Source organism: Rhodovulum sp. FJ3 (genome assembly GCF_032918305.1).
Classification (GTDB): Bacteria; Pseudomonadota; Alphaproteobacteria; order Rhodobacterales; family Rhodobacteraceae; genus SAT37.
In genome coordinates this window covers 39,779-58,198 of sequence record NZ_JAWJUU010000005.1, presented here as the reverse complement: position 1 = coordinate 58,198, position 18,420 = coordinate 39,779, and the positions used below count along the sequence as shown (strand labels likewise).

Here is an 18,420-nt window from a genome sequence, read left to right as displayed (position 1 = left end):
TGTAACCGCCTGCTAGCTATCAAGATTGTCCAACGTGGTTTGCTCCGTCGGTTGCAGGGGGTTGCAGTTTTCAAAGATCGCAAAGGCTGCCCAGTCTTCGGGCGTGTGCAGATGCGGCGCGCTGCCAATCCCGCCAGAGGTCGTTTGCCTGCGCGGGGAATGCCAGTATTCGGTCGCGTGGCGTGCCTGAATGGTGGCAAGGATTTGTGCAGCATTTCGGTTGGGGTCTGCGGATAATGCATCCATAAAATCCTGCACAAAACGTGCAGCGGCTGTTTCCGAAATGTCCCACAACGTCCCGACCACACAGCCTGCGCCCTTTTCAAGAGCCAGCGACACAAGCGAGGTCTCGCGTTGATCCGTGCTGTCGCCAATTCCCGAAGAGCAGGTCGCGAATAGGGCGATCCTGACCCCGTTCAGATCAAACGATGCATCAGCCAGATCCGACAGCAAGAGATGGGATTGGTCCCCGAGTAGCAACGCCGAGGCTTCGGGATGAGTCGGCTCAGTTTCAAGATGGGTCGCGATGGTCAGGACTACAGGGCGTTGTGCAAGCCCATCCAACACGGCTTGCCGTGTGAACGCCGTGCCAGTACGGGCGTTAAAGGGGACAGGCGTGTCAGGTCCGGCGCGCGGTGCGTGCGACAATGGGCCGGTGTCAAAGGCCGCGAAATGGGCGCCCCCTTGTCGTCGCGGAGGGCTGTGCGCCGGTCTGGCGACGTTCAACACATAGCGCACCGGCACACGTTCGATGACGCAGGTATCCCCGTCGGACAAAAGCCCGATGGGGATACGCCCCAAAGCCCCCCGCGCGTCGATTTCAAGGCAGTCAATCGCGGCCAGTTCGTTTTCAACGGGTTTTATGATGTCGCTGTAAAGGCGCTTGGCAATCTCGACCCATGCATCGGTGTCCGTGGCCGCCAGACGCAGCTCGCCCACGCGTTGGAAAAAGCTCTGCGCCTCAACGTCGAGGCGGACCACCTCGGCGCGGTCGGCCCACAGGTAATGAATTTCGCAATGATCCTCCGCCGGCACAAAGCACAGGCGCAAAACGTCCTTGGGCGGAGGTGGGAGCAGCTCTAGACGGTGCAGCAGACCAGATCGGGTTTTGAAGGTTAACAGGTCCTCAATAATCTCACGGGCCCGTTCAACGGCCTGTCCAAGATGACCCGCAGCGCGCATATCAGCCAGTTCCGCCCGCCAGATCAGCCACTCTGCCTCGGCCTGTTTTTCCGCCGCGTCAAACGGGATCGGGTCAAGAAGCAAGATTTCGGATGCAGGGCGCTTCTGGATGAACACGTAGTGGCGGATGCGTTCATACAGGCGTTCGACGATGGCCGCCTCTTGGTATCGCCCTCTGCTGCGCAAGAGTGTCGCCGCCTTTTCGTTGTACGTATCCCCCGTCTCACATACCGCACGCTGTTCTGCCGCGCTTAGGGACTCGATCGCGCGAATGAACAGTTTGATAACCAGTTTTGCAATGAACGCGGCCGCGTCAGGGTTGCCATTTATTTCCAACATACCTGGTAGCGTGGAAAGCAGTTCGTGTTCGGCGGCGGCATCGCTGCTGCCCCCGTGGGTGGCAAGCAAAATCGCGACACTTTCTTTGGCACCAGGCGGGTCTTTTACGATCTGCTGAAGCTGGGATAGACGAAATACTCCGACCCATTTCATGTCGAGAGGGGCTTGATCGCACAGACGTTTTAGATTGGAAATGGCCTTTGCGCCCCCGTCGACTTTTTGGGCGGCGATGGCATAACATCCGGCCATGTGTAATTTGTTGACCCAATTGTCTGGATCTTGCTTTTCGAGCAGGTTTAAAAAATCCCAGAGGATTTTGGCCTCTTTCGCAAAATCTTTCTGGTATTGTGCCAACAGTGCCCGAGTGTTCGCTATCGAAGTGTCCCCAGCCAGAGGGACCGTGTCGACATGATCGCGGATCTCGATCATGCGCTCGATTTGGCGCTGAGCCGTGGCCATATCCCCCGTCCGCAAACACAGTTCCGCATAATTCCCGAGGACGGGCAGATACATAGAGGCCTGCGCCATGTCGTCAGGGATGTTCTGTTTCGCCGCCGCGAAACTGGCCTTTGCATCCTCTATATGGGCGTTTTCCCAGTGTAGGACACCTACGGCGTGGTGCCATTGTAGCCGCTCAAGTGGGGGTGTTTTTTCGGTCGGCGCAATGCGTTGGTATAGGGTAAGCGCCGCCTCATGGTCCCGCGCCGTGCTTAGGGCAATGGCCCACGTTCGGATGACGCCGGTCGGGTCAAGGTCATGCTTTATACAGAGCTGCTCTAATTCGGGAAGGATCTCCAGAGCTTCCTGAATGTGCCCCATTTCACGCAGGGTGTTGGCCAATTCTTTTTTTGCCCACACCACAATGTTGATTGGTGCATCCTCGGGTAAAAGTGAGACGGCTTTGCGATACGAATTCAGACTGTCTGAAATTTTTCCCGCGTTCCAAAAATCAAACCCGCTTTGCATCAAATCGTTGATCTGTGAAAGAATATCTTTGGTCACCTGGGCGCATTTCCTTTGTCGAAATTCGATCAAGGATTTCCGCTTTGGACGCATTCTGTCAAAGAAAAAGATCGCTACAGGACGCCTGCGGGACAGCCTAGGTCAATCGAAATGCCTTTAGCCGCCGAAATGACCGCGTTTATCTGAGCGGGATCGGGCGGGGTTTCGATATATTGGGTCAGGCTGACGATCGCGATGGTCGCGACCACCTTGGCGTCTGCGTCCATGATCGGGCAGGCCAGCGCGTTCAGGCCCAGCATTGTCTCATTCGGCGCGGTGGCCCAGCCCTGTGTGGCGATGGCGTCCAGATGGGCGTCGAATTCCGCTGGGTCTTTGATGGTGAACTGGGTGGTTGCGGGCAAAACGGTGGGCAGGGTGGCCTGACGCGCCTCTGGGGGCATCTTGGCCAGTGCCATTTTGCCTTGGGCCGAGTTGGTGAACCCAAGTAGCGATCCGGGGCGGACGCCGACCTCAATCTCCATGGTGCCGGCGATTGTGTTCAGGATGCGGATGCCGGTGTCCTGCACCTGACCCAGACTGACCGCGTGCCCGGTCGCGTCCCTGAGCGCCCGCATATGGGGCAGAGCGGCCGAGCTGAGATCAGCCGAACCAGACGCGGCCTTTCCAAGCGAGATCAGACGCGCACCGATTCGATAGCGCTCGGTCTCTTCGGATTGCGAGATATAGCCCAGCGTCACCAATGTCCGCAGGTGGCGATAGATGCGGCTTTTGGTGGTGCCAAGCGCAGTCGCCAAGGCGGTTACGCCGATGTCACTGTCACTTTCTGCAAGCGTTTCAAGGAGCTGCAGGGCAAGTGCCACGCTCTGGATCACGTCGGATTTGTCGTCATTCGCCGGTGTCACGCGCGTCTCTCCCTGTGTCGTCTGTCGTCTTACATCCCCTCAAACGGTCCTCGGATGCAATGCTTGACAGCGTCGCAAAACTCTCTCTATGTTTTATCTAAAGAAACATCGTATCGCCTAGCGAAACAAATGCAATAGGAAACGACGGCGCCACATATTGGCATTTACCGTTTCCGTCGCGGGGCACACGATTTGAGGGGGGAGAATGCCATGTATGACAAATCCGATCCGCGTGCGTCTTTGGCGCCCCAAGCGGCGGCCAGCATGATCGGTGTGACGGGCCTCGTCGCGGAGCCGCAAGAGGGGTATTTCTACGACACCGCGCCGCAGATTGATGACGGGACGGGCAAGACATGGCTGCATCGCGGGCATAATTTTCTGATCGCCTACACCGAGGCCCTACCGGGGGCGGTGTTCGGTCGGATCGGGCAGACGGATGAATATGCCGTGCTGTTGCCTGAGGCCGCTGCGATTATCGAATGGGACGGCGCGCGTGAGGACGTTTCCGGCAATAGCTTGACCTTTGTTCCGCCCGGAAACAGTGCCGTTACCTTGCCCGAGGGCGGCGTGATCGTGCGCCTGTTTTCGACCCAGAACTCCGATCTGGCCGAGGCCTGTGGCAACGCGCGGGGCTATGACGCGCCGCGCACGCATATTCCCGATTTTGTACCTTGGCCGGAGCCGGTGGGTGGCTGGAAAATCCGGTCCTATGATCTGGACGTGCCGCGCCAAGAGGGGCGGTTTGGCCGTATCTTCCGGTGTACGACATTGATGGTGAATGTGCTGGAGCCCTTTGACGGGCCGCGCGATCCATCCAAGATGTCGCCGCATCACCACGATGATTTTGAACAGGGTTCATTGGCCCTGTCGGGGAATTTTACCCACTATCTGCGCTGGGCATGGACCAGCGATATGGCCGACTGGCGCGATGACCGCGCGGTTGAGATGGGCGCGCCATCTGCCCTGATCATTCCGCCGCCCGTCATCCACACCACCCGCGCCACGGGTGAGGGCAGCAATGTCTTGGTCGATATCTTCAGCCCGCCGCGCGTCGATTTTTCGATGAAGCCGGGCTGGGTTCTGAACGCCGACGACTACCCCATGCCCGAGGGCTAATCCCACGCACGACAAAGCACGCCAAGGACCGCTTGGCCAAGGAGACACTCTTACGATCACTTGGGAGGAGAAACCGATGATCACCAGACGACACCTGTTACAGACCAGCACCGCCGCCGTGGCGGGGACGTTGATGGCCCCGCATGTGGCGCGCGCCGCAGGGAAATCGATGAAGATCGCGCATGCCGCGAACGAGGTTCATCCGGGCCATATCCTTGCGACCAGCTTTGCCGTCGCGCTTGAGGAACTGATGCCCGGCGGGTTCAACATCAACATCTTCCCCAACCGTCAATTGGGTGATGACAAACAACTGTTGGAAAGCACCGTGGCCGGAAGCATGGACGTCACCGCCGTCTCGGGCGTACTGATCCCGCTGGTCACCGGTCGTCAGGCGATGAACGCATGGCAATTGCCGTTCTTGGTGCGCGACTATGACCACTTTGGCGAACTGGCTCTTGGTCCGGTCGGCCAGAAAATTCAGGACGATCTACGCGCCGCCGGTTTGATCAGCCTTGCCACCGCCGACACCGGTCAGCGTCATTTCCTGTCGATCAAGGATCCGGTGACGTCGCTGGATGATCTGTCGGGTCTCAAGACGCGGATCGTGCCCGTGCCGTTGCACAAACAGATCTGGGAAACCTTGGGCACCGCGCCTGTGGGCCTGCCCTATGGCGAGATTTACGGCGCACTGGAAACCGGTGTTCTGGACGCGGTTGAGATCAACGTGTCCTCGATGCTGGGCGAAAACCTGTGGGAGGTCGGCAAGAACTTTACCCTGACCGGCCATTATCCGTGGCACATGACCACCATCATGTCCGAACGGTACTGGAATGACCTCAATGACGAGGAAAAAGCCGTCGTGACTGAGGCCGGTCGTCGCTCGGTGTCCGCCACGTTGGACTATGCCAAGACACAGGACGCCGAGGGCCGCGAGACCCTGAAATCCAAAGGGGTCGAGGTTTTGGAATTGTCCGATCTGGACGCGATGCGCTCCAAGGTGTCGGCGATGACGACCGAATGGGCCGCCAAAGATCCGTTGATCGCGGAACTGGTCGCCGCCGCCGGTTGATCCGGCCACGAACCATTCCCCGCGCGGGCCAAAACCGCGCGGGGGCTTTTCTGAAAGGTAGGTCATGACCTCTGTCTCCCCATCGCCGCCGCCCTTAATCGTGCGCGGCTATTTGATGACTGTGCGCGTTCTGGCGGGGATTTGCATGGCGTTGATCGTGGTGATCATGATTGCGCAGGTCTTTGCACGCTATGTTCTTGGGGATTCACTGATCTGGGCCGAGGAACTGTGCCGCTACCTGTTGATCTGGCAGACGTTTCTGGTGCTTGGCCTTGCCTATCAGCGCGGTGAGTTCGTCACGTTGGACTTTGTTCCGATGCAATTGCCGCCGCGCGGACGTTGGGTCCTTAGTGCGATGATGGCGGGGCCGATCCTGTTCTTTCTGGGGCTGATGGCGATGCACGGCTATAGCTATGCCGCACGGTTTGAGAGTCAGACGATCCCCGCCCTCGATTTCATCTGGGAATCCCTGACCGGCGACCCCCTGGGTCTGTCGATCCGCTGGGTCTATGTGTCGGTGACGGTTGGTCTGTCCCTGATGGGGGTGCATGTGATTGCCGATCTGATCGTCCGTTTCGGCCCCGAATTCCGCAATAACATCGACCTATCAGGCGCGGGTGCGACCCCGTCCGGAGAGCTGGGCTAATGGGCAGTTTCTTTATTGTTTTCGCCGGTCTGCTGGCCAGTGGCATTCCCATCGCGCTGGCCCTTGGGATTGGGGGCACGATCTATCTGTACCTTTCGGGCAACGGGATGATGGCGCTGTTGTTGCCGCAGCGGATGATCGCGGGGATTGACCAGTTTGTTCTGCTGACCATTCCGTTGTTCCTGTTGGCGGGGACGTTGATGAACGTCGGGGGCGTGACGGATCGGATCGTCAATTTCGCCCGAGCCATGGTCGGTCATCGACGTGGCGGCATGTCGTCCGTGTCGATCCTGTCCTCGGGTTTTTTCGCGGGCATTTCGGGCAGTGCGACCGCCGAGGCGTCTGCGCTGGGCACGATCCTGATCCCGACCATGTCCAAACAGGGGATGCCGCCCGCCTATGCCGCCGCCCTGATCGCGGTCAGTTCGGTCATGGGGCCGATCATCCCGCCGTCAATCACGATGATCATCTATGGCGTGTTGTCGGGCGCGTCGATTGGTCAGTTGTTTCTGGCCGGTGTCGTGCCGGGGATCATGATCGCGACGGGCCTGTTGACCTATGGCACATGGCGCGCGCGCCGCGACGGGTTTCCCGTGACCGAGAAGATGGGTCTGGCTGATCGTCTGTCGGCCACGCGCCGCACCTTGCCCGCGCTGATCTTGCCGTTGATCATTCTGGTGGGAATCAAGGCGGGGATTTTCACCCCGACCGAGGCCGCAGCCGTCGCCGTCGCCTATGCCCTGATCATCGGGTTCATCTACAAGGACCTGACCGTCACGCGCGTGTGGAACGCCTTGATCGCGACGGCGCTTGTGTCGACCTCGATCCTGTTCATCACCTCGATGGCCAGCATCGTGTCCTTCGTCTTTACGCTGGAACAGGTGCCGACATTGATCGCCAACGCGATGCTGTCGGTGACGGAAAACCCGTGGCTGATCCTGTTGTTCCTGAACCTGTTCCTGTTGGTTCTGGGCATGTTCCTCGAGCCGATTTCGATCCTGATCCTGACCATGCCGATCCTGTTGAAGATACAGGCGATCATCGGAATGGATCCGGTGCAATTCGGCACGGTCGTCGTACTGAACGTGGTGATCGGGATGGCGACGCCGCCGGTGGGTATCCTGTTGTTCATCGCCTCGGCGATTTCGGGCGAACCTGTCACGCGGGTGATCCGTGAAGCGCTGCCGCTGGTCGGGATTTGCTTGGCTATTCTGGCGCTGATCGCCCTGATCCCGCAACTGACGCTGTTCATTCCGCGTGCGTTGTTCTGAGGTTCCTGATGTCTGATACGCGAAATGTCCTGATCGTTGTGGCGCATCCTGAACCGCGTTCATTCAACCATGCTTTGGCCGGGGAAATGGCGGATGCATTGCGCACGGCCGGTCACACCGTCACGATTTCCGACCTCGCGGCCGAGGAGTTTCGCGCCGATGTTGGCCGCTACGACATGACCGATCCCGCCGATCCCGCACAGTTTCATGTGCAGGGCGAACAGGCCCACGCCGCACGCCATGGCACATTCGCCCCCGACATCGCGCGGGAACAGGCGCGGGTTGCGGCGGCGGACAATGTGATCCTGCAATTTCCCCTGTGGTGGGGTGGGCCGCCTGCGTTGCTTAAGGGGTGGATCGACCGCGTCCTCAGCTATGGGTTCGCCTATGTCGATGGTCGCCGGTTTGACAGCGGCATCTTAAAAGGACGCCGCGCCATGATCAGCGTGACAACCGGCGGCACGCCCGAACGGTTCTCTGACACGGGTGTCTATGGTCCCATCGGCCCGCTGTTGATGCCGATCCGCAAACTTGCCCTTGAATACATGGGGTTTGGGGTCGCCGAGCCGGTCATCAGCTATGGCGTCCCCCGCACAGACGGAGACGCGCGCGCCGAATACCTGCGCGCTGCGGCGTCTGCTGCCCTGTCCCTTGCCGCGCTGCCCGTAGACCCGACCGACGATTGGCGCACCGCCATAGACACCGTTCCCGACGGCGCATGGGCGCGCAAAACCTGACCCATGCCACATCCCACGAAACCCGCATCAAGAGGTCCAAAATGACAGACATCGCAACCATCCGAACCGATCAGGCCGCGCGGATTGCCGATCTCTTGGTCGGGGCGGTCGACCCGCATGTGCACAGCGGCCCGTCCATCGCGCCGCGTGCCGTCGATCATCTGGACCTTGCGCGCGTTTACTCCGACAACGGGTTCGCCGCGATGGTCAGCAAGGACCACGATTATTCCGGCGTGATGTGCGCGCGGATGATCACCGATCACCACCCCGACCTGAAGACCAAGGTCTATTCGGGCATCGTTCTGAACAACGTGGTGGGGGGCATCAACCCCTACGCGGTCGAACACACGGCGGCCATGGACGGGCGGATCGTGTGGCTGCCGACCTTGGCGGCGGAAAACCATCTGAACTGGGAAAAGACGTCTGGCTGGGCGCATCCCGCCTCGACCCAGAAAATGCGCGCGGCCTCGGCGGTTCCGCTGTTTGACGGGGATCGGCTGCGCCCTGAGGTTCTAGACCTGCTCGACGTGATGGCCGCGACGGGCATGGCGCTGGCCAGTGGGCACATCCACGTGTCCGAGACCAAGATTGTCTTCGCCGAGGCGCGCAAACGCGGGGTCGAGCGTCTGATTTTCACCCACCCCGAGGACATCGTAGGGGCCTCGATGGATGACACCAAAGAGATCGCGGATATGGGCGCCTATGTCGAACATTCGCTGGCCTTCTTTGTCGAAGGGTCCAAGTTCAAGAACCGCACGGATGAAGAATTGCGCGACTTTATCGATCTGGTCGGGGCCGAGCGTACGATCCTTGCTTCGGACCTTGGGCAGACCGGCACGATCAGCCCGCTTGAGGGCTTCCAGAACGGCATCGCCGCCTGCATCGGGCTGGGCTATAGCGATGCGCAGATCCGTCAGATGATCGCCTCGAACGCCGCCGATGTTATCGGCCTGAACGGGTAGGGGGCGGCGATGACAAACGACCTGCGCACACGGATCAAGGCGGGTGAGCTGTTGATCGGCACCTTTATCAAGACGCCTGCGCCCCATAACGTCGAAATTCTGGGGCTGGCGGGGTTGGATTTCGCCGTGATCGATCAGGAGCACGCCCCGATCGGGATCGCTCAGATGGATATGATGGCGCTGGCCTCGCGCGCGGCGGGCTTGCCGATTTTGTCGCGGCGGTGGGGGGCATCGCGGGACTGGATCGCGCCTCTGTTGGATCTTGGCCTGAACGGGGTGATGGTGCCCCATGTGATGGACGCGGCTGATGCGGATGCGGTCTGCGATGCGGTGCGGTTTTCGCGGGGCAAGCGCGGCCTGTCCCCGTCCCCGCGCGCGGGCAACTATAGCGGGATGAACATCCCGACCTATCGCGAACACAGCGACGCCCACAACGTCGTCATGGTTCAGATTGAGGACGCAAGCGCCTTGGATCACCTCGACGACATCGCGGCGATTGCGGATGTCGATATGCTGTTCATCGGGCCTGCGGATTTGGCGCAATCAATGGGGGTGACCTATCCGTCGCCTGAACTGGACGCGGCTATTTTGCGCGTGATTGAGGCGGGGCAAAAGGCCGGAACGGCGGTCGGGTTGTTCGTCGGGAACCCCGCCCAGATTGCCGATTGGCACGCGCGTGGCGTGACCTTGTTCGTCTGTGGGTCGGATCAATCAATGCTGCGCGGCGCGGCAACGCAACTGGCCGCCGCAAAGGGTTAGAGGATCACGCGCGGCTCTGGCCGGCCTTTGATTGGAACGCGGGCGGCGTACACGCGCCCTTGGGCCGCATCGGGGGTTTCAATCCCCTCGCATGCCGTGGTGACGAAGAGTGTTTGCAGGTCCGGCCCACCAAAGGCCGGACAGGACGAATGCGCGCCGCCGACGGTGACGATCATGTCCTCGGTCCCGTCGGGCATATACCGCACCACGCGGCCCAACCCCCATTGCGCATTCCAGAGCGCGCCTTCCGCATCCACCACCGATCCGTCGGGGTGAATGCCCCGCGCGCCGAGGTCCAGAAACACGCGGGCCTCGCCCGTGGGCCAGCCCGCCTCGTCCAGCGGTTGGCGCATGATCTGACCCGCCGTCGTGTCGGTGTAATAGGCCGTGCGCCCATCCGGTGCAAAACAGATCGAATTGGGGATCGTGATTCCCGACACCAATTTGCGCAGCGTACCAAGATAGAACCGATAGATCGCGCCGCGCCCCGTTTCGGCGTTCTTGCCCATGGTCCCGATCCAGAACCCGCCATGCGGATCGGCACGCCCGTCGTTGGAACGGGTGGCGGGATCATCGGCCTCAAGCGGCGTGATCAGCTCGCGCGATCCATTCGTCGTGTCAAACCGCCAAAGGCCCGTTTCCGACGCGATCAACAGGGTGGTTTCGTCGATCCACCCCGCCGCCGAACAATGTTCATGCATTGCCCATTCGATCGCCTTATCCCCGTCGCGCGACAGCAACCGGTCCCCCAGAATGTCGAACCAATAGAACCGGTTTTGGGTGGGATGCCAAAACGCGCCTTCGCCCAATTCGCAGGTTCGGGTATCGAACACCTCGGCCTTAATCATTGTGCATGACCGCGTCATAGGCCGCGACGATCGCGCGGGCTTTTTGATCGACGGCGGCGGCATCATCGCCGGGTTTGTAGAGGGCGCTGCCGATGCCGAACCCGTCCGCGCCCGCCGCAACCCAAGCCGCGAAATTGTCGGGGTTTGCGCCGCCGACGGCCAGAACCTCGGTCCCCTTGGGCAGGACGGCCCGTATGGCACGCAGGCCGGAGGGGCCGATCAGCTCACCCGGAAACATCTTTAGACCATCCGCCCCGGCCTGTAGCGCGATAAAACACTCCGTTGGCGTCATTGCGCCCGGATAGGACAGCAGGCCCGCCGCCTTGGTCGCGGTGATGACCGCAGGGTCGGTGTTGGGCGACACGATTAGTTTCCCGCCTGCGTCTTTCACTTGGGCCACCTGCGCGGGCGTCAAAACCGTGCCCGCGCCGATCAGGGCCTGATCGCCGAACGCCTCTGTCATCAGTTGGATCGAGAGGAACGGATCGGGGGAATTCAACGGCACCTCGATCTTGGTGATGCCCGCCGAGATCAGCACGCCTGCGATCATCGGGGCCTCATCCGGTGTGATGCCGCGCAGGATGGCGATGATGTTTCTGCTCATGTCTGGTCTTCCTTCAGACGGTCATGGGCCGCGATCAAACCGGCAAGGGTCATCGCCGTCGCCTCTGCGCGTTGGGCGCGGCCCCCGATGGCGCGGATGGCCTGTTCGTAATGGTCACACAGGTCCGGCGCGCCGATCAACACGACGTCGCCTTGGGTCATCAAATCCTGCGCGCCGTTCAGTTCAATGCCCATCAGCAGACCGGACAGACGCGCGCGGATCGTGGCACCATCCGTCCCGCCCACCAAAGACGCCGCGCGCAGGGAAAACAAGTCAGTGGTCACGCGTCCGGGGGTGTTGAACCCTTGGGCCACCGCGTCGGGGAATGCGTCGTGATCCCACCCCTTGCCGATGCTGTGGCGCAGGATCGATTGGGTGGCGGTGAGATGGAACAACTCGCCCGTCATGAACGTGCGAAATGTCTGGACCATGCCGCCCGAGACTCGCGCCCATTTGCTATGCGTACCGGGCAAGCAGATAACGCCGTCAAAATCGGGCGCACCGGCCAGATATCCCGCGATCTGGGTTTCCTCACCGCGCATCACGTCGGGTGGGGACATCTGGCACAGGCCGGGTAGGATGCGCACGTTCAGGCGCGGGTCACGTGTGGGAACACGGGTTGCCGTTTCTGCAATCGGAGCACAGGGCGTGGTGGTATAGGCCGCCTCGACCCATCCCTGCCGTGCGCCCGCCATGCCACAAATCACGACGTCGCACGGACCATCGCCGATCAGATCACCGGCAAGGTCCAAAAACGCGCCCTCAAATTCATCGGGGGACAGCGTGCCCATGCCGCGATCTGAACGACGTTCAGAAACGGGCGTGCCATCGTCCCCCATCGCCCAGAGGCGCAGGTTCGACGTCCCCCAATCCGCAGCGATCCACGCCGTCCCCGACATGGTTAGGTCAGGTCCGTCGGCAGAAGTGCATCCGGCAGGTTCTGATAGCACACAGGCCGCAGGAACCGGCGGATGGCCAGTGTCCCAACGCTGGTTGCGCCAAAGTTGGTCGAGGCCGGATAGGGGCCGCCGTGGACCATGGTGTCCGATACCTCAACCCCCGTGGGATAGCCGTTGACCAGCACGCGGCCGGCCTTGCGCTCTAGAACCGGCATCAACGCGCGGGCCAGATCGGTATCGGCGTCCTCCATCATCAGGGTGCAGGTCAATTGCCCGTCCAGCGACCGCGCGACGGCGCGCATTTCATCGGCATCGGCGACCCGAACGATCAGGCCAAGGGGGCCAAAGACCTCATGCCCCAAGGCATCGTTGGCCAGCCATTCCGCACCCGTGGTCGCGAACAGATAGGGCGTCGCGTTGCGCAGATCACAGGTTGAGGTCAGGACCTCACGCACGCCTTTGGTGTCCGCGATCCGGTCGCGGCCCGCGCGATAGGCGTTCGCGATGCCCTCGGTCAGCATGGTTTGCGCGCCGACCGCCGACAGGGCCTCGGTCGCGGCGGCGATGAATGCGTCTGTCTCGGGGCTATCTATCGCGACAACCACGCCGGGGTTCGTGCAGAATTGCCCGACGCCCATGGTCAGGGATCCGGCCCATCCGGCGGCCATCTCTGCGCCGCGTTCCGACATTGCGCTCGGCAACAGGAACATGGGGTTCACACTGCCCAATTCGCCAAAGAACGGGATCGGGGTCGGACGGGTGGCGCACATGTCAAACAGGGCCCGGCCCGCGCCCAGCGATCCGGTAAACCCGACCGCATTGATCAACGGGTGGTTCACCAATGCCGCACCCAGATCGTTCGTGTTGCCTTGGATCAGGCTGAACACACCCGCGGGCATGCCGGTCTTTTCAATCGCGGCCTTGATCGCCTCGGCGACGATTTCGCCGGTGCCGGGGTGGGCGGGGTGACCTTTGACCACCACGGGGCATCCGGCGGCAAGGGCACTGGCCGTGTCGCCGCCCGCCGTGGAAAACGCCAAGGGAAAGTTCGACGCGCCAAACACGGCCACGGGACCGATGGGGCGTTGCACCATTTTCAGGTCGGGACGGGGAAGGGGCGCGCGGTCAGGCAGGGCCGCGTCATGGCGTTGATCCAGATAAGCACCGTCCAGAATATGGGACGCGAACAGGCGCAATTGACCGGTGGTGCGGCCGCGCTCACCCTGCAGGCGGGCCTCGGGCAGGCCGGTTTCACGGGTGCCGATATCGGTGATCTGATCGCCGCGCGCCTCAATCTCATCGGCGATGGCGTTTAGGAACGCGGCACGCTCGGCGCGGGTGGAATAGCCATAGGTCCAGAACGCCTCTTCGGCGGCCTGACAGGCGGCGTCGACCTCGGCCGCGCCACCGTTGGCGGTGTGATGGGCGGGGCCACTGACCGGTTGGGACGCAAATGTGTTTTCCGAGCCGACCCAAGCGCCCGCGATCAGGTGTTTTCCATGTGGTTCATATGTCATCTGTAAATCCTCACTTGCCCCAGTTCAGCGCGATCAGATCCAATTCGCGCGAAAGCGACATCAGGCGATCTTTGGTGCGCGGCGACATGGGTTTTAGGGGATGGCGCACGTAATCCGATCCGATCACGCCGCCCTCCATCATCACGGTTTTTGCGGCGCGCAGGCCGCATTGGCGGTTCTCGTGGTTGATCAGGGGCAGGCACAGTTTCCACTGATCCAACGCGGCATCCGTGTTGCCCGCACGGTAATCGACCACGATCGGGCGGATCTTTTCGGGCTGTAGGGCCGAGGTCATCGTACCGGTGCATCCCGCGTCCAGATCGGCCAAGAGGGTCACGGCCTCTTCGCCGTCAAACGGGCCGATGATGTCATCGCCGCCCATCTCGATCAGCGCGGCCAGCTTGTCCGCCGCAAAGGGCGTTTCCATTTTGAAATAGGACACATTTTCGATTTCGCGCGCCATACGCACCAACAACGGCACGGACAGGGTCACACCAGACAGCGGCGCGTCCTGCACCATGATCGGGATCGACACCGCATCCGACGCGGCGGCGAAATGTTCGAAAATGCCTGCCTCAGCCGGGACCAGACCCACGCCGTGATAGGGCGGCATCATCATCAACATCGCCGCGCCAAGCGACTGTGCCTCACGCGCCCGCGCCACCACGATATCGGTTGCGAAATGGCTGATGGTGACAATGACCGGAACGCGGCCCGCGACGTGCTCTAGGCTGACGCGGGTCAGTGTCGCGCGTTCCTCATCCGACAGAAGGAACTGTTCGGAATAGTTCGCAAGGATACAGATCGCGTCGACCCCTTGGTCGATCATGCAATCCAGAACGCGGCGCATCCCGTCGGGGTCAATGGTGCCGTCCGCATGAAAGGGCGTTGGCGCGACGGGCAGGATTCCGGTCAATGGCTGTTTCATCATCTTTCTCTTATGGGGTGCGGGTCACGTGGAAACGCGACACCTGTCTATAGGGCTGTCCGGGCGCGATGGCGGCGGACGGGTAATCGGGGTGGTTCGGGGTGTCGGGCCAGAACTGGGGCTCAATCGCGATACCGGCGTTTGCGGCATAGGGTTTGCCGTGGTGGCCGGTGGTCGGTGCTGTGTTCAGGTTGCCGCCGGAATAGACCTGTAGGCCGACTTCGGTCGTCTGAACGGTCAGGCGGAATTCACCTGCCTCAACCACACAGGCGGTGCGCATTGAACCTTGCTCATCGGTTAGGCAAAAGTTGTGGTCCAGATCAGGCTCGGGGGCGCGGGGCGTGCGGTAATCGAACTGGGTTTCGGCCACAGGTTCCGGTGCGCCCAGCGGGATTTGCGCCGCGTCGACGGGCAGATACGTGTCGGCCATGACGGTCAACCGATGGCCCGACAGATCGTTCGATCCGTCAAGGTTCCAATAGCCGTGAAACGCGGGTGCGAACCATGTCTGGCGATCCGCCGTACCGGTCAGTTCCAGAACAAGCGCGCCGTCCTCGGCAATCTCGTACCGCGCGCGGGCCTCAATCGTGCCGGGGAAATTGCCCAGCCCGTCGTCATGCGTAATGGCAAAGGTCGCCGCTTGTGCATCGGCCTCAACCAAGGTCCAGTTCCGTTTGCTGAACCCCGTCGATCCGCCGTGCAGACAGTTGCCGGTCGCCGCCTCGCTCTGCTCCAGCTGAATCTCTTGTTCGTTCAGAACCAAACGCCCGCCCGCAATCCGGTTGGCGACGGGGCCGACGATAGACCCGAAATGGCGCATCGGTCCGGTGTAATCCAGCGCGTCGGGTGACCCCAGCGCAAACCCGTGCGCCACACCCGACAGGCGAAGGTCCTGCAGGCTGGCCCCCCATGTGATCAGGGTGGCGGTGACGTCGCCGCGTGCAATGGTGACCTGTTGGATGTCACTGCCATCACGGGTGGTGGCGACGGTTGTAATCGTGGAGTTTTGCATTACCATTCAAACGGCGCGACACTGACGCGCCTTCCCAATGTAAAGGCGTCGGCGACATGCCGCATCGGGGCAAGGTCCATGTCCACCGCGCCGGTTTCGACCAGCTTGGCCATCTGGGCATAGAGGCGGGGGTATTCCCCCGTCAGACCCGGCAGGCTGTCATCAGGCATATCGTCGATGATCAGGTGGCCGCCACCGTTTTCCATCCGCATGCGGCCCTGATCGGTCACGGCCTCAATCGACCAAGTTGGATCACCGGGCTCAAGCCAATCGAGGTCCATCGACACATCCGCGCCGTGGGGGTGGTGAAACCGGCAACGCGCTGCAATCGGCGTGTCGCGGTTTTCGGGGAACTGTAACTCTGCCGCCGTCAGGTGTACCGGATCGGGCAGGATTTCGGTCAGGATCGACAGGGCGTTGATGCCGGGATCAAAGACGCCAAGGCCACCTGCCTCAAATACCCAGTCCTGACCGGGGTGCCATTGGCGCACGTTCTCGCGCCATGTGATGGTCAGGCTGATCAGGCGTTTGTCCTGCAACCATGCCTTGGCCGCCGGAACCTTGTCCGCCTGTCGCGAATGCCATGTGGCGTAGAGGGCGACGCCCGCATCGCGTGCCATATCGGCTAACGTATGGCATTCCGAAAGGGTCGCGCCCGGCGGTTTTTCCAGCATCACATGACGCCCCGCCGCAATCGCGCGCGCCGCATAATCAAACCGCGGCACGGGCGGCAGGCACAGGGACACCACGCGGATATCCGTGCGCTCGGCCAGCATCGCGTCGAAATCGTCGTAGGCAGGGACGCCCTCGACCGATCCATGGCGCGAGACCGTCGCGGCCAGTTCCCAATCCGCGCTGGCGTTGATCGCGGGGACATGTTGGTCAACCGCGATTTTGCCAATTCCAACGAGGGCCACCTGCATCAATGTGAATCCTTTCCAACGGCTGCGCCACGGCACCCTTTGAGGAAATCCAGATCGGCGCCGGTATCGGCCCCTTCGACATGCGCTTGGTGCAGCCATTCATACCCGCCATCGGGGGCAGGGTGGGTCGGGACCCATTTGGCCAACCGCGCCTCTAGTTCCGCATCGGAAATATCCAGATGCAGGCGGCGCGCCTCGACATCAACGTCGATCATGTCGCCGTTTTGCACCACGGCCAACGGCCCACCTGCGGCGGCCTCGGGCGAGGTGTGTAGGATCACGGTGCCATAGGCGGTGCCCGACATCCGCGCATCCGAGATGCGGATCATATCGGTGATGCCCTTTTTCAGGACCTTGGGCGGCAGGCCCATGTTGCCGACCTCGGCCATACCGGGATAGCCCTTGGGGCCACAGTTCTTCAGGACCATGATGCAGGTCTCGTCGATGTCCAACGCCTCATCTTCGATCTTGGCCTTGTAGTCGTCGATGTCCTCAAACACGACGGCGCGGCCACGGTGTTTCAGCAGATGTTTTGACGCCGCCGAGGGTTTCAGAACCGCGCCCTTGGGGGCCAGATTGCCGCGCAGAACCGCGATCCCGCCTTGGGGCGTCAGACCCTGACCGATGGGACGAATGACGTCTTCGTTGTGGTTCAGGACATCCTTGACCTCGTCCCAGATGCTGCTGCCCGAGACGGTCAAGGCGTCTTTGTGCAGCTTGCCCGCCTCGCCCAGACGTTTCAGGACAACGGGCAGACCACCGGCGTAAAAGAACTCTTCCATCAGGTAATCGCCCGACGGCATCAGGTTCACGATGGTTTCCACATCGCGCCCACAGCGGTCCCAATCGTCCAGCGTCAGGTCCACGCCGACGCGCCCCGCCATGGCCAACAAGTGGATCACCGCGTTGGTTGATCCGCCGATGGCGCCATTGGTGCGGATGGCGTTTTCAAAGGCCTCTTTGGTCATGATGTCGGACGGTTTCAGGTCGTCCTTGACCATCTGAACGATGCGCCGCCCCGACAGTTGCGCCATCACGCGGCGACGGCTGTCCACGGCGGGAATGGCCGCGTTGCCGGACAGGGCCATGCCCAAGGCCTCGGCCATCGAGGCCATCGTGCTGGCCGTGCCCATAGTGTTGCAGGTGCCTGAAGAGCGCGACATCGATTGCTCGGCCTCTAGGAACTCGTCCTGCGTCATCTCGCCGGCTTTTACCGCCTCGGAGAACTTCCACAGATGGGTTCCGGACCCGACGCGTTCGCCACGGAAATACCCGTTCAGCATCGGACCGCCCGTCACCACGATCGACGGGATATCGGTCGAGGCCGCCGCCATGATCAGGGACGGCGTGGTCTTGTCACAACCGACCAGCAACACCGCGCCGTCGATGGGCTGGGCGCGCATCTGTTCCTCGATGCTAAGGGCGGCAAGGTTGCGATACATCATCGCCGTCGGGCGGAAGGTGTTTTCCGAGGCCGAGAACACCGGTACCTCGACCGGAAAGCCACCGGCCTCCCAGATGCCTGCCTTTACCTTTTCGGCCAGTTCACGCAGGTGCCCGTTACAGGGCGTCAGATCGGACCACGTGTTCAGGATGCCAATCACCGGACGGCCATCGAACAGGTCGTTCGGATAGCCTTGGTTCTTTAGCCAGCCACGGTGGTAAATCGTGTCACGCGAGGTGCCGCCGTACCATTCCTGACTGCGCAGTTTCCGGGGCCATTTTGCAGGGGTAAAGGTCATG

The 18,420-nt window shown here is 61.6% G+C and carries 17 protein-coding genes; 7 read left to right on the top strand and 10 right to left on the bottom strand.

What is annotated here, in order from left to right; genetic code table 11:
* Nucleotides 1–12: 12 nt before the first annotated feature.
* Nucleotides 13–2,361, bottom strand: a complete 2,349-nt coding sequence (locus R1W00_RS14245) for a CHAT domain-containing protein (RefSeq protein ID WP_317263430.1) — start codon at nt 2,359–2,361, stop codon at nt 13–15.
* Between the two features lie 236 nt (nt 2,362–2,597).
* Nucleotides 2,598–3,386 carry an IclR family transcriptional regulator gene (locus tag R1W00_RS14240; RefSeq protein WP_317263429.1) on the bottom strand — a complete coding sequence of 263 codons (789 nt, stop codon included), beginning with the start codon at nt 3,384–3,386 and terminating at the stop codon, nt 2,598–2,600.
* 210 nt (nt 3,387–3,596) lie between these two features.
* On the opposite strand from R1W00_RS14240, the gene R1W00_RS14235 reads away from it, so the two are divergent.
* The 7 genes from R1W00_RS14235 to R1W00_RS14205 all read left to right on the top strand — a co-directional run bounded on the left by R1W00_RS14235 (nt 3,597) and on the right by R1W00_RS14205 (nt 9,946).
* Nucleotides 3,597–4,502 carry a hypothetical protein gene (locus R1W00_RS14235; RefSeq protein ID WP_317263428.1) on the top strand — a complete coding sequence of 302 codons (906 nt, stop codon included), beginning with the start codon at nt 3,597–3,599 and terminating at the stop codon, nt 4,500–4,502.
* Nucleotides 4,503–4,578: 76 nt separating this feature from the next.
* Nucleotides 4,579–5,571: a TRAP transporter substrate-binding protein gene (locus tag R1W00_RS14230; protein WP_317263427.1), complete on the top strand. Its 993-nt coding sequence runs from the start codon at nt 4,579–4,581 to the stop codon at nt 5,569–5,571.
* A gap of 64 nt (nt 5,572–5,635) precedes the next feature.
* Nucleotides 5,636–6,217, top strand: coding sequence for a TRAP transporter small permease (locus R1W00_RS14225; RefSeq protein WP_317263426.1), 582 nt, complete (start codon nt 5,636–5,638; stop codon nt 6,215–6,217).
* Complete coding sequence (locus R1W00_RS14220) at nt 6,217–7,488, top strand: TRAP transporter large permease (RefSeq protein WP_317263425.1); 1,272 nt, start codon at nt 6,217–6,219, stop codon at nt 7,486–7,488. The genes R1W00_RS14225 and R1W00_RS14220 overlap by 1 nt, the downstream gene beginning before the upstream one ends.
* A gap of 8 nt (nt 7,489–7,496) precedes the next feature.
* On the top strand, nt 7,497–8,225 hold the full coding sequence (locus R1W00_RS14215; protein ID WP_317263424.1) for an NAD(P)H-dependent oxidoreductase: 729 nt from the start codon (nt 7,497–7,499) through the stop codon (nt 8,223–8,225).
* A 41-nt stretch (nt 8,226–8,266) separates the two neighbouring features.
* Nucleotides 8,267–9,187 carry a DUF6282 family protein gene (locus R1W00_RS14210; protein ID WP_317263423.1) on the top strand — a complete coding sequence of 307 codons (921 nt, stop codon included), beginning with the start codon at nt 8,267–8,269 and terminating at the stop codon, nt 9,185–9,187.
* A 9-nt stretch (nt 9,188–9,196) separates the two neighbouring features.
* Entirely contained in the window at nt 9,197–9,946 is a 750-nt protein-coding gene (locus tag R1W00_RS14205; RefSeq protein ID WP_317263422.1) for an HpcH/HpaI aldolase family protein, read from the top strand.
* Here R1W00_RS14205 and R1W00_RS14200 read toward each other — a convergent pair.
* Genes R1W00_RS14200 through araD form a run of 8 tightly spaced genes read right to left on the bottom strand, consistent with a single transcriptional unit; the run spans nt 9,943 to nt 18,419 of the window.
* Nucleotides 9,943–10,794 (bottom strand): SMP-30/gluconolactonase/LRE family protein, encoded by an 852-nt coding sequence (locus R1W00_RS14200; RefSeq protein ID WP_317263421.1) that lies wholly within the window; start codon nt 10,792–10,794, stop codon nt 9,943–9,945. The genes R1W00_RS14205 and R1W00_RS14200 overlap by 4 nt on opposite strands.
* Entirely contained in the window at nt 10,787–11,398 is a 612-nt protein-coding gene (locus R1W00_RS14195; protein WP_317263420.1) for a 2-dehydro-3-deoxy-6-phosphogalactonate aldolase, read from the bottom strand. Before R1W00_RS14195 ends, R1W00_RS14200 begins: the two co-directional genes overlap by 8 nt.
* Entirely contained in the window at nt 11,395–12,297 is a 903-nt protein-coding gene (locus R1W00_RS14190) for a 2-dehydro-3-deoxygalactonokinase (RefSeq protein WP_317263419.1), read from the bottom strand. The genes R1W00_RS14195 and R1W00_RS14190 overlap by 4 nt, the downstream gene beginning before the upstream one ends.
* 2 nt (nt 12,298–12,299) lie before the next feature.
* On the bottom strand, nt 12,300–13,814 hold the full coding sequence (locus R1W00_RS14185) for an aldehyde dehydrogenase (NADP(+)) (RefSeq protein ID WP_317263418.1): 1,515 nt from the start codon (nt 13,812–13,814) through the stop codon (nt 12,300–12,302).
* 10 nt (nt 13,815–13,824) lie between these two features.
* Nucleotides 13,825–14,742, bottom strand: coding sequence for a dihydrodipicolinate synthase family protein (locus R1W00_RS14180; protein ID WP_317263417.1), 918 nt, complete (start codon nt 14,740–14,742; stop codon nt 13,825–13,827).
* Nucleotides 14,743–14,752: 10 nt separating this feature from the next.
* A complete protein-coding gene (locus R1W00_RS14175; RefSeq protein ID WP_317263416.1) occupies nt 14,753–15,754 on the bottom strand; it encodes an aldose epimerase family protein in 1,002 nt (333 codons plus the stop codon).
* A complete protein-coding gene (locus R1W00_RS14170; protein ID WP_317263415.1) occupies nt 15,754–16,677 on the bottom strand; it encodes a Gfo/Idh/MocA family oxidoreductase in 924 nt (307 codons plus the stop codon). The genes R1W00_RS14175 and R1W00_RS14170 overlap by 1 nt, the downstream gene beginning before the upstream one ends.
* The gene (gene araD / locus R1W00_RS14165; protein ID WP_317263414.1) at nt 16,677–18,419 is read right to left on the bottom strand and encodes an L-arabinonate dehydratase; all 1,743 of its coding nucleotides are present in this window, start codon (nt 18,417–18,419) and stop codon (nt 16,677–16,679) included. The genes R1W00_RS14170 and araD overlap by 1 nt, the downstream gene beginning before the upstream one ends.
* Nucleotide 18,420 lies beyond the last annotated feature (1 nt).

Excerpts from the sequence above, each read along its gene's own strand:
- R1W00_RS14215 (WP_317263424.1), top strand. The coding sequence starts at position 7,497 with ATGTCTGATACGCGAAATGTCCTGATCGTTGTGGCGCATCCTGAACCG.
- R1W00_RS14185 (WP_317263418.1), bottom strand. The coding sequence starts at position 13,814 with ATGACATATGAACCACATGGAAAACACCTGATCGCGGGCGCTTGGGTC.
- R1W00_RS14170 (WP_317263415.1), bottom strand. The coding sequence starts at position 16,677 with ATGCAGGTGGCCCTCGTTGGAATTGGCAAAATCGCGGTTGACCAACAT.
- R1W00_RS14200 (WP_317263421.1), bottom strand. The coding sequence starts at position 10,794 with ATGATTAAGGCCGAGGTGTTCGATACCCGAACCTGCGAATTGGGCGAA.
- R1W00_RS14225 (WP_317263426.1), top strand. The coding sequence starts at position 5,636 with ATGACCTCTGTCTCCCCATCGCCGCCGCCCTTAATCGTGCGCGGCTAT.
- R1W00_RS14195 (WP_317263420.1), bottom strand. The coding sequence starts at position 11,398 with ATGAGCAGAAACATCATCGCCATCCTGCGCGGCATCACACCGGATGAG.
- araD (WP_317263414.1), bottom strand. The coding sequence starts at position 18,419 with ATGACCTTTACCCCTGCAAAATGGCCCCGGAAACTGCGCAGTCAGGAA.
- R1W00_RS14220 (WP_317263425.1), top strand. The coding sequence starts at position 6,217 with ATGGGCAGTTTCTTTATTGTTTTCGCCGGTCTGCTGGCCAGTGGCATT.
- R1W00_RS14180 (WP_317263417.1), bottom strand. The coding sequence starts at position 14,742 with ATGAAACAGCCATTGACCGGAATCCTGCCCGTCGCGCCAACGCCCTTT.
- R1W00_RS14175 (WP_317263416.1), bottom strand. The coding sequence starts at position 15,754 with ATGCAAAACTCCACGATTACAACCGTCGCCACCACCCGTGATGGCAGT.
- R1W00_RS14210 (WP_317263423.1), top strand. The coding sequence starts at position 8,267 with ATGACAGACATCGCAACCATCCGAACCGATCAGGCCGCGCGGATTGCC.
- R1W00_RS14190 (WP_317263419.1), bottom strand. The coding sequence starts at position 12,297 with ATGTCGGGGACGGCGTGGATCGCTGCGGATTGGGGGACGTCGAACCTG.
- R1W00_RS14235 (WP_317263428.1), top strand. The coding sequence starts at position 3,597 with ATGTATGACAAATCCGATCCGCGTGCGTCTTTGGCGCCCCAAGCGGCG.
- R1W00_RS14205 (WP_317263422.1), top strand. The coding sequence starts at position 9,197 with ATGACAAACGACCTGCGCACACGGATCAAGGCGGGTGAGCTGTTGATC.
- R1W00_RS14230 (WP_317263427.1), top strand. The coding sequence starts at position 4,579 with ATGATCACCAGACGACACCTGTTACAGACCAGCACCGCCGCCGTGGCG.